General features: G+C 50.8%; 1 protein-coding gene. It reads left to right on the plus strand.

Annotated elements, in window-relative coordinates:
* Positions 1-1111 (plus strand): helicase C-terminal domain-containing protein (locus I6E38_RS14865; RefSeq protein WP_235394711.1); only part of this gene is annotated, 1111 nt, incomplete at both ends.

Here is a 1111-nt window from a genome sequence, read left to right on the forward strand (position 1 = left end):
CCGTAAGAGGACACGGAGTGTTGGCAGACGCTTACCGTAGGACGATAGGCGACTATAATTATGGCAGCGCTCTGTTTGAGACTATGAAGGTGGCAAACATCATAGAGCGCATAAAGGCCCATTTGGATGCAGGGCGCAAGGTAGTGATATTCCACAGAAGAGTGGAGACAAAGGAGCCTTTGAAGCCGCCGTTCGCCTCGATGCTGGAGCAGGCAAACCGCTCGATTGCGTTAATGAAACCAGGCGAAGAGCAGAAGAAGGCTATACAGGCTGTGAAGGACTTCAGAAAGAAGTATGCCGACTTGTTGGAGTGGGAGCAGACATTGGACTACAGCATGCCGAGAGAGCAGATAGCCAAGGTGTTCGGCAAGGACAAGGTATTGTTCTTCAGTGGAAAGGAAAGCACGAAGGTGAAGGACAAGGCAGTGGACACCTTCAATAGCGACGATAGTGGCAAGAACATCATCGTGATACAGGAGGCGAGCGGAAAGGAAGGTATCTCGCTGCATGACACTACTGGCAAGCATCAGCGTGTGTGCATTACACTGGCGTTGCCTCAGAGTCCTATCACAGCATTGCAGATAGAGGGACGTACCTACCGTATCGGCAACAAGAGCAACGCCATATTTGAGTACCCGATATTGGGACTTAACTCAGAAATGATGCTGTTCGGACAGAAGTTCAACAACCAGGTATCGACAACTGAGAATCTTGCGCTTGGCAGTCAGGCAAGAAGCCTAAGAGACAGTTTCGCCAACGGTATACTGGAGCATAGCGGAGTAGTGCCTATCGATCAGCAGGGCGTAGGCGGCAAGGAGTTTGACGCGCCTAAAGACCAAAGCACAGACGGATTTGACAATGCTGTGCTTGACTACTACTCTAACCAGAAGCTGAACTCCCGCAACAGAGAGGGTGTAGACTACTTTCCAACACCTGAACCATTAGGCTATAAGATGATGGAATGGGCGAATATGGGCGAAGGCGATACAGTGCTGGAGCCGAGTGCAGGACACGGTGCTATAGCGAGATATGCGCCTAAGGGCAATCAAATGGTAGCGATAGAGCCGAGTCAGAGCCTGTTCACCAAACTACAGTTGAAGGCAGGAGGACT

The organism is Leyella stercorea (assembly GCF_021531355.1).
Lineage (GTDB): Bacteria > Bacteroidota > Bacteroidia > Bacteroidales > Bacteroidaceae > Prevotella.